The organism is Alcanivorax sp. (genome assembly GCF_040119285.1).
GTDB lineage: Bacteria > Pseudomonadota > Gammaproteobacteria > Pseudomonadales > Alcanivoracaceae > Alcanivorax.
The window spans coordinates 1-8,677 of record NZ_JBEDTY010000005.1 but is presented as its reverse complement, the minus strand read 5'-3'; the positions used below and the strand labels follow the sequence as shown (position 1 = coordinate 8,677).

At 57.0% G+C, this 8,677-nt stretch carries 7 protein-coding genes and 1 pseudogene; 1 reads left to right on the top strand and 7 read right to left on the bottom strand.

Going from position 1 to position 8,677, the window contains the following annotated elements; translation table 11 throughout:
- Positions 1-206: 206 nt before the first annotated feature.
- Positions 207-833: pseudogene (locus ABNH10_RS02925) on the bottom strand (APC family permease); the annotation flags it as partial.
- 197 nt (positions 834-1,030) lie between these two features.
- Between ABNH10_RS02925 and ABNH10_RS02920 the strand changes: the two are divergent.
- Positions 1,031-1,177, top strand: coding sequence for a hypothetical protein (locus tag ABNH10_RS02920; RefSeq protein ID WP_008172239.1), 147 nt, complete (start codon positions 1,031-1,033; stop codon positions 1,175-1,177).
- A 129-nt stretch (positions 1,178-1,306) separates the two neighbouring features.
- On the opposite strand, the gene ABNH10_RS02915 is transcribed toward ABNH10_RS02920, so the two are convergent.
- The 6 genes from ABNH10_RS02915 to ABNH10_RS02890 all read right to left on the bottom strand — a co-directional run bounded on the left by ABNH10_RS02915 (position 1,307) and on the right by ABNH10_RS02890 (position 8,075).
- Positions 1,307-2,410 carry an ABC transporter permease gene (locus tag ABNH10_RS02915; protein WP_276783109.1) on the bottom strand — a complete coding sequence of 368 codons (1,104 nt, stop codon included), beginning with the start codon at positions 2,408-2,410 and terminating at the stop codon, positions 1,307-1,309.
- Positions 2,410-3,504, bottom strand: coding sequence for an ABC transporter permease (locus ABNH10_RS02910; RefSeq protein ID WP_276783110.1), 1,095 nt, complete (start codon positions 3,502-3,504; stop codon positions 2,410-2,412). Before ABNH10_RS02910 ends, ABNH10_RS02915 begins: the two co-directional genes overlap by 1 nt.
- The gene (locus tag ABNH10_RS02905) at positions 3,501-5,231 is read right to left on the bottom strand and encodes an ATP-binding cassette domain-containing protein (RefSeq protein WP_276783112.1); all 1,731 of its coding nucleotides are present in this window, start codon (positions 5,229-5,231) and stop codon (positions 3,501-3,503) included. Before ABNH10_RS02905 ends, ABNH10_RS02910 begins: the two co-directional genes overlap by 4 nt.
- A 6-nt stretch (positions 5,232-5,237) precedes the next feature.
- A complete protein-coding gene (locus tag ABNH10_RS02900) occupies positions 5,238-6,200 on the bottom strand; it encodes an HlyD family secretion protein (RefSeq protein ID WP_276783114.1) in 963 nt (320 codons plus the stop codon).
- Between the two features lie 175 nt (positions 6,201-6,375).
- Positions 6,376-7,731 (bottom strand): MBL fold metallo-hydrolase, encoded by a 1,356-nt coding sequence (locus ABNH10_RS02895; protein WP_068812469.1) that lies wholly within the window; start codon positions 7,729-7,731, stop codon positions 6,376-6,378.
- Positions 7,728-8,075, bottom strand: a complete 348-nt coding sequence (locus ABNH10_RS02890) for a MarR family transcriptional regulator (RefSeq protein ID WP_227497755.1) — start codon at positions 8,073-8,075, stop codon at positions 7,728-7,730. Before ABNH10_RS02890 ends, ABNH10_RS02895 begins: the two co-directional genes overlap by 4 nt.
- Between the last annotated feature and the right edge of the window lie 602 nt (positions 8,076-8,677).

Here is an 8,677-nt window from a genome sequence, read left to right as displayed (position 1 = left end):
GGGTAATATAGGGCTACCTTCTTCTCCAACTGCTTCCACGGAATCAGCTTGTCCATCCGTTCCAGAAAAATCTCGCGGCGGGTTTTACGCTTCTTGGTCTGGTACTCGGCTTCGGAGAAGGTGATCTGATCCATGGTGGCAACGAATCCTGTGCAGTTAACGATGACCGTATTATCGCTGATTTTGAGACTTATTCAGAGTCTCCCTAGAATTCCGAGCGCGGTTGCTCCAAGGAAGTTGCCCACAGTTCCGGCCTCTCCGGGATTCGAGAAGTCAACCGATATGGAGTCGGCGACCCATACCCCCACCAACCCGAAAATCAGTATGCCGCCGATTTTCAGGACGCCGATAAAGGAAGCCACACCCTGAATCATCCGGTTACCCAGCAGATTTATGAGAAACGCTGCCAGGATCAGTGACACCCCGAGAATGGGCACCATTCGCCCGCTTTCGTCGCCACCGAAGAGCTGCATGGTGTAGGAGCCGAACGTGCGGGCCAGAAAACTCTGGGCGATCACCATGGAAAAGTACATCAGCAAGGCGTTAAATGCGGTCGGCAGCCGGTTTCCGTAGGCCTTGTGTAAGTACATGCCGATACCGCCCGCAGACGGGTACGCATCGGAAATTTTGATGTAGGAATAAGCACTGAAGCTGACGATCACGGCGGCCGCCAGAAACGCCAGGGGGAACAGAACGCCCGTCATCTGTGCCATCTGTCCGGTCAACGCAAAAATACCAGCGCCTATCATGACGCCGGTACCCAGCATGACGGTTCCTGGCAGGGTGAGACTGCCTTCCTGATAGCGAGTGGTTCTGTCTTGCTCCCTGCTCATTCAACCTCCGGTTATTGTCGTTTCTATTTACGCTTCATAGGTGGGATTTTGGAACAGCAAAACGGATCATGTTTTGCGTTGGCCCGAACATTGTCGTCTGTAAACCGACACCACGCCAGTTTCCGCTGGGTCCACCACCCGGCCTGCAACCCGCCTCCGTGGGTTTTGATCAGTTCCATTAACTCGTCAAGAGACCAATGGGTTCCATCGTAGACGACATGCAGCTGGTTGTTCGGTTTGCGCTCGGCAAAATCAACACAGGGATGATGGTTGAGTTCATGGATGAAATCGCCCCACTGACTCTCGCCAAATCACTCACCATTTTGGCACGTAGATGCCGGTGAGGTGAGGAGGAGTCCATCCCATTGATTCAGGTTACTGATGAAAATGAATAATCACGGTAATCCTGATGCCTATGCGCCGTATCCTCTTGGCCGTGTAGCGACAAACGTCAGGCACTCACCCAACCGATCTCATTGTACCCGGCGTCGAAAGACCCAAAGGGAGAAAATAAACAGCGTGACACCGATTACCAGCAAGGCGAGAGCCTCATCCCAGAGAACCGCCAGGCCGGCGCCTTTGAGGAAAATACCGACGATGATATCCATGTAATAACGCAGTGGACTCAGCAGGGAGAGGCTTTGCAGGAAAGGCGGCATGGCTTCTACCGGCGTCAAACTGCCCGACAGGAACATCAGCGGGAAAAGTCCGAAAAAGGAGAGCAGCAACGCCTGCTGAAGGGTCCGGCTGTAGGCGGCAATCAGTACGCCCAGCGCAATCGCACTGAGCAAAAAGATGGCGGTCAGCACCAGAAATAAAAGCAGACTGCCCTGAAGGGGCACATCAAAGACTCTGGCAATCACCAAACTCGGAAAGATGGACAGTACGCCCATGATCAGCGTGGGTGTGACCTTGGCCAGGAACAGTTCCAGGGTGGAAATGGGCGTCACCAGCAGCTGCTCGATAGTGCCTCGCTCCTTTTCCCGGACAATAGAGGCGGCCGGGTGAATAACGCCCACCATCATACCGGCCAGAGCAATCATCGATAACACGATAAAACCCGATGTTGTCAGATCGGGGTTATACCAGATACGGATCAGGGGTACCGCGACCCCCTTCTTCCCGGCAGCAGGGAGCGCTTCGCGCTCCTGGCGCTGGACGATCTGCAGAGCATCATTGACGGCATTGGCGGCAATGTTGGAATTGGTGCCGTCCTGGAGCAACTGGAGCTGAGCACTCTTGCCAGCGAGAAGAGCACCTTCGAACCCGGCGGGAACGACCAACACCATGGTGGCATCGCCTTTCTCCAGGAGGTCAGTGGCGGTTGCCACACGGGTTTCCTGAAATTTCAGGTCGAAGGTTTCGCTCACCGCAAATTTCTGGATCAACGAGCGACTCAAGGCGCTGCGATCCTCGTCCACCACCGCCAGGGGCAGGTGGCTTACATCAAAACTGAGCGCAACGGCACAAATGACGACTTCAATGGTGTAAAGCCAAAGTATCAGGGTCAGTATCAACCGGTCACGAAAGAACTGCACGAGCTCCTTGCGCAACAAACCAAATAAGGCAATTCCCATCAGGCCACCTTCTGCTTCATTCGCCAGGCCGCGAAGACAAATACCAGGACCGTATAGACGATCAACATCATCAGATTTGGCAGAACGGCTTCAAGGCCGGCTGATTTCAGTACGATGCCCCGGGAGATTTCCATAAAATAACCGGCAGGGAAAAGCCAGCTATACAGTTGCAGGGCAAGAGGCATGGTGAACAGAGGGAACAGAAAACCGGAAAACAAAAACGACGGCATCAAGGTGACAATCAGCGTTATCAACATGGCCGCCAACTGGGTACGGACCAGGGATGAGACCAACAGGCCGATACCCACCGTGGTCAGCACATAAACGAAAGCGGACGTCAGCAGCAGTATCGGGCTGCCGGCAATGGGGACCTGAAACCAGGCAAACCCCACCACCATGACCATAAGAATCTCCAGGAAAGCCACCAGACCGTAGGGCACCAGCTTGCCGACAACAAACTCGGTTGAGGTGACCGGCGATGCATAGATCTGCTCAATCGTACCGGTCTCTTTCTCACGCACGATCGCCAGGGCGGTCAGCAGGGGTGGGAACGCCATCAGGATCACGGCAAATAACCCGGGGATGACGAAATTGACGCTGCGCAGGGAGGGATTGAACCAGACCCTGGCCTGGACCCGGACGGCGCTCTGACGCGGGGCGGGGAAATTTGCGATTACCGCCTCGGCATAGGCCGATGCCAATCGACCCAGAACAGGATAGCCGCCGTCCACGATCACCTGGACAGGCGCCTCGTCGCCTCTGAGCAGTTGCCGGGCCAAGCCGGCTGGAATCACCACGCCCATGCTGATGGTCGAGCTTTGCAGTGCCGACTCCAGATCGCGGAGATCGGTCGTTTTCTGCTCTATTTGAAAATACCGCGAGCTGTCGAAACGGGCTGACAGGTCGCGGCTTGCCGGCGTGTTGTCCAGATCGTAAATGCCCACGGCAACCTGTTCCACATCCAAATTGACCGCATAGCCGAACAGAAAAAGCATGATCAGCGGCATGATCACGGCCAACGCAATGGTAACCGGGTCGCGAATCAGCTCGCGACTTTCCTTGACGATGAGGGCTCCAAGCCGATGAGCCTTCATGGTCCCAACGCCCGGGAATTGGCCGTTCCCGCCTGTTCTATGGCCGCCGTGAAGAGCATCTCCACCGTGGCGTCGGCTTCGAGGCCGAGCGAATGATTCAGCGATGATCGGCTACCGTGTGCAAGCAGCCGCCCGTCCAGCATTAACGCCAAACGATCACAATAGGCCGCTTCCTCCAGGTAGTGGGTAGTGACCAGCACGGTCATACCGCTGGCGGCCAGCTCACGGATAACCCGCCAGAAAAGGTACCGGGCGACGGGATCGACACCCGAGGTGGGCTCATCAAGGAACAAGACCCGGGGCCGGTGAAGCAGGCTGCAGGCCAGCGCCAGACGCTGGCGCAAGGCACTTGAAAGATCACCGGTGAGCTTGTCGGGAATATCTGTCAGCCCCGTTACTTCCCTGGCCCAGTCGATCGCAGCCCGCGCCGCGCCTCCGGCCAGGCCGTAGGCATTGGCGAAGAAGCGCAGATTTTCGCGGGGAGTCAATTCCAGATAGAGGGAAAATCGCTGCGACATGTAGCCGATTTGTCGGCGCAATGCGGCGCTGCCCCCACCGGAGCTCAGCCCAGCCACCTCAGCACTGCCCTCATCGATAGTAACAAGTCCGCACAGCGCCCTGATCAGGGTCGTCTTGCCCGCTCCGTTGGGTCCCAGCAAGGCGAGCAGCTCACCGGACGGGGCGTCGAAACTCACCCGGTCAACGGCTTTGAAATGGCCGAAGTGGACGCTGAGACCTTTTACCGCCAATCCCTCCCCTTTTCCCCGGTCTTGCCGGGCCAATTCCGGAAACTGCTGCTCGCCGGCCCTCCTGTCCGTCCGCAGCACAAACAGATCCTCGAGCCGGGGCTCGGCCGCCGCCAGGTGGGTTCCCTCGGGCAATAACTCGGCGAGCTGGTTTTCAGCGATGTCCGCGTTCATCACCAGTCGCAGGTGATCCGGCAACCACTGCACTGAATGGACGCTGTCAATTTGAGCCAGGATGCCGGACAACTCCCGCAAGCCTCGTCCGGTATCTCCAGCATTTACAGTGAACACCCTTCCGGCGGCGGGCCTCAGCAGCTCTTCCAGCGACCCATCCGCAAGAACGCGGCCCTGTTCCAGCAGCAGTATCCTGTCGCAGCGCTCCGCCTCGTCCATGTAGGAGGTAGCCACAACCATGGTCAGGCCCTGCGACCGGAAGCGGTCGAGCATGGTCCAGAGATGGCGCCGGGACAGGGGGTCGACGCCGAGCCCCGGTTCGTCAAGGATCAGCAGCTCCGGTTCATGGACCAGATTGGTACATAGCGACAACTTTTTCCGCATGCCACCGGACAGTTTGGCGGCGGGCCTGTCAGTAAAGCGGCCAAGCCCCGACATGGATAGCAACCTTTCTGAACGCTCCCGATAGAGTTCGTCGGGCACATCCCGGATGCGAGCGGCAAAGCTCAGGTTTTCCTTGACGCTGAGTCGATCGTAAAGCGTAAATCCCTGGGACATATAGCCAATCCGGGCAGCAACCTGCTTGGCCTCACGACGGGTATCGAAGCCCAGGACCCGGCATTCCCCCACAGTGGGGTCCAGGATGCCAGCCAACATCTGTAACAGCGTCGTCTTGCCAGCGCCATCAGCACCGACAATGCCCACTCGTTGGCCGCGATCAACGGAAACATCCAGTGGCTCGATGACAACATTGTCTCCGAATTGGCGGCCAAGGCCTTTGGCGACGATGGGTTCCGGGGAAGACATGACGGCTCAGCGCGCCGGAACCGAGAGGGTCGCTGGCCACTCGGCGTCCGGATCCCAGCGAATCCAGGCATCTGCCGGCATACCCGGTTTCAGAGCATCGGCCGGATTATCCAGCACCAGGGTAACGCCATAGACCATCCGAACTCTCTCGTCGGGCATGTGGACATCGCGGGGGGTGAACTGGGCGAAATCGTCAATCCTGCCGACTTTGGCGGAAAAGTCCCCGGGCAAACCGTCCACGCGGATTCTGGCGGGATCCCCCAAGCTGATCCGGTTGAGGATATCACCGGGGACATAGACCTTGAGTTCGAGCTGCTGCAGATTCACCATCGTGGCCAGCGGCTGGCCGGTATCGACAACCTCTCCCGTCTCCACCGCCCGGATCAGAATGGTTCCGGAGAGCGGCGCGGCAACCTCCGCTTTGTCCAGTTGCGATTCAGCCAGTGCCACCTGCGCCGCCCTTGCAGCCACCTGTTCTTCGGCGGCATCCTTCTGCCGCTGGAGAGACTCAATTCGGCCCCGGGCCTCACTGACGGCATTTTCCGCCTGATCCAGATCACTCGAGCTGGCCAGATTGCGGGACCGCAAGTCCCGGATCCGCTGCCGTTGTTTCTCGGCATTCTTGAGATGATGACGCCAGGTAGTGATTTGGCTGTCGAAGCCGTCACGGACTTCCCGCGCCGAGGCCAGCTCGGCCTGTGCCGAGCGCAGGCGGTCTCTGGCATCGGCGGGGTCGATCACGGCTACCGTGTCGCCAGCCGAAACCTTGCTGCCTTCCGCGAGATGGTGCTCGATGACCCGACCGGCCACTTCGGCCGCGATCCGCACTTCCCGCCCCTCGATATGGCCATTGCCATAGACGATTCCCTGCGGCAAGGGCTCTTCCCCAAGCAGAACAAAAACCCCATAAGAACCGCCGGCGAGCACCAACACCGCTATCAGAGACCAGAGCCAGGATTGGGATTTCACCAAACACTCCTTATGACATTACTGTTCAGGTTGGAGCCGGGTTCAGGGCCACTGCCTCTCACTCCAGCCAATGAGATCGCCCACTCTAGCACACGGCAGCCGCCGCGAGCAAGGTCGTTGCCGGATCTTAAGCGGCTCATTCAGGTCGCCCTCGAAGATGGCCGTCAGGGCATCGTCAAAGACGCAAAATGGATTGGTAGCCTGCCACCTCCACCTCAAACCGGGTGTTCTGACGCAAGTGATCCTTCATGGCCTCCAGCGCATCAGGGTCTCCATGAATCAAGTTGATCGGCGTTTCGGGGGCTAAGTCACTTTGAGCCAGCCACTGTTCGATCTCTGTGAAATCTCCATGTCCGGAAAGCCCACTCAACACTTCCAATCTGGCTTTGACAGGAAACCAGTCACCGTGGATCTTGATCCTTTCCGCTCCGCCAATCATCTTGGCCCCTCGTGTTCCCCCGGCCTGATAGCCGGCGAAAATAACAGTTGTGCGGTGCTGGCCCAGGAGGCGCTTGAAATGATGAAGTATGCGTCCACCTGTTGCCATGCCACTGCCGGCAATAATTACGTGGGGGTATGCCTGGCCAGCCAGCGCCTTGGAGTCCTGAACACTGCGACTGTAATGAACGGTGCTACACATTTCGTGGCACTCGGAACTGCTCAATCGGTGCTGATCCTCGTAGCGGCAGTAAATCTCGGAAACATCGATTGCCATGGGACTATCGAGGTAAATTGGAAGCACTGGAATTCGCCCCGCCTTCATCAGGGTAGTGAACATATGCTGTAAAACCTGCGCCCTGCCCACAGCAAAGGCCGGAATCAATATATTGCCCCCTTTGTCGACGGTTTCATTAACGATGTCTGCCAACTGCGACAACGGGTCCGCATCGTCGTGGCGACGATTGCCATACGTTGACTCCAGCATCAGCATGTCCAGAGCTGGCAGAGGCGCAGGTGGCCTCATGAAAATATCGTTGAGGCGCCCAACATCGCCGGAAAAACCGATGCGTTTACCTTCCGTCTCAATAATGATGCAGGCAGCACCGAGAATGTGCCCAACCGGCCGAAGATGGAAGCGTATATCACCGAGCTGGACTTCTTCGTAAAAGTCTACCGGCTGAAACAACTCCATACAGGCGTCCGCATCATCCTGGTCATACAGAGGCTCCGGAGTTTCATGTTTACTCAGTTTATGGCGGCCGAGGTAATGCGCCTCCTCTTCCTGGAGATGGCCGCTATCAGCCAGCAGTATTTCACTCAAATCACGGGTAGCGTGGTGGGTATAAACCGCCCCTCGAAACCCCTGCTTGTACAACACAGGTATATAGCCCGAGTGATCCAGGTGGGCGTGGGTCAGAAGCACTGCGTCCAGTGATTCTATATCCAGCGGCAATGGCTGCCGGTTGCGCTTTCTCAGCCACTTGTAACCCTGGAACAAACCACAATCAACCAGAACCCGCGTCTCCCCCGCTTCAATCAGGAACTTGGATCCGGTAACCGTCTCTGCGCCACCAAGGAATGTAATATTCATCGACTCTTACTCCTGTCCTGATTGAGAAAATGCCTGATCGGTGGCGCCAGCAACTCACTGACATCAATACCGTTGGTACTGTGTGGAATGGTGTTGGTGGTCACCAGAGACTGTAAACCCGCAGCCAAAAGATACTGATCCGAAGCCTCGGCAAAGATGCCGTGCACCGCAGCACAGAGAATAGCCTCCATACCCTGCTCCTCGAGGCTGTCAAGCAGGCGGACCAATGTCGGATTCTCGATGGTCATCAAATGGGCTAACTCCCGCTGGGTCAATCCTCCACCACCACGCTGCAGGCAGACCATGGTGAACCATCGAGCCTGGGTAACCCCAAGGTCTTTCAAGCGCTCATCCAGTAAACTTGCGCCAGCGCCTTGCCACCCGAGCACTGGTGAAAGGAAACTGATCTCGAGGGATTTGTGGGTCCATATCGCTGTCCTGCTATTGCTGACTCAGTAACAGTAAATCGTAAGCTAATCATTGAGGCCAACATAAGTCACACATTGATCTGGGATCAGGCTTGCGCCAGATCAATATGCAACATCACGCGGATTCCGAGGCCAGCTAAGGAACTTCTCCTTCCAGTGAGACAGGTAACTCCTCACTTTTTCAGAGACAGGAGGCCTTCAGCGTATTGTCGCCCTGGTAGACACCCTTGCACCGTGACCGGCAACCGGCTTAAAAAAGCTGGCGCCGAGCGCTCCACAACGCTGTAGCATCTTCACTCGAAACCAGCCCGGTCTTCGGCACGACGTCTTCCAGGCAATCCGCATCCGCTAAGGTCAGTCCCCAGTCGGGTAGAGTATGCGGGGTCGACAACAAGGCCAAGTTCCGCTTATCGGCCAGAATGGCATGTACTCGGGAGGTTGGGTGACCAAAAAATCAGTAGTTCAATAGGTTGAGAGTGTTTTTGCGCTATTTTTCGCGTTTGTCTGCCAGCCCTCAA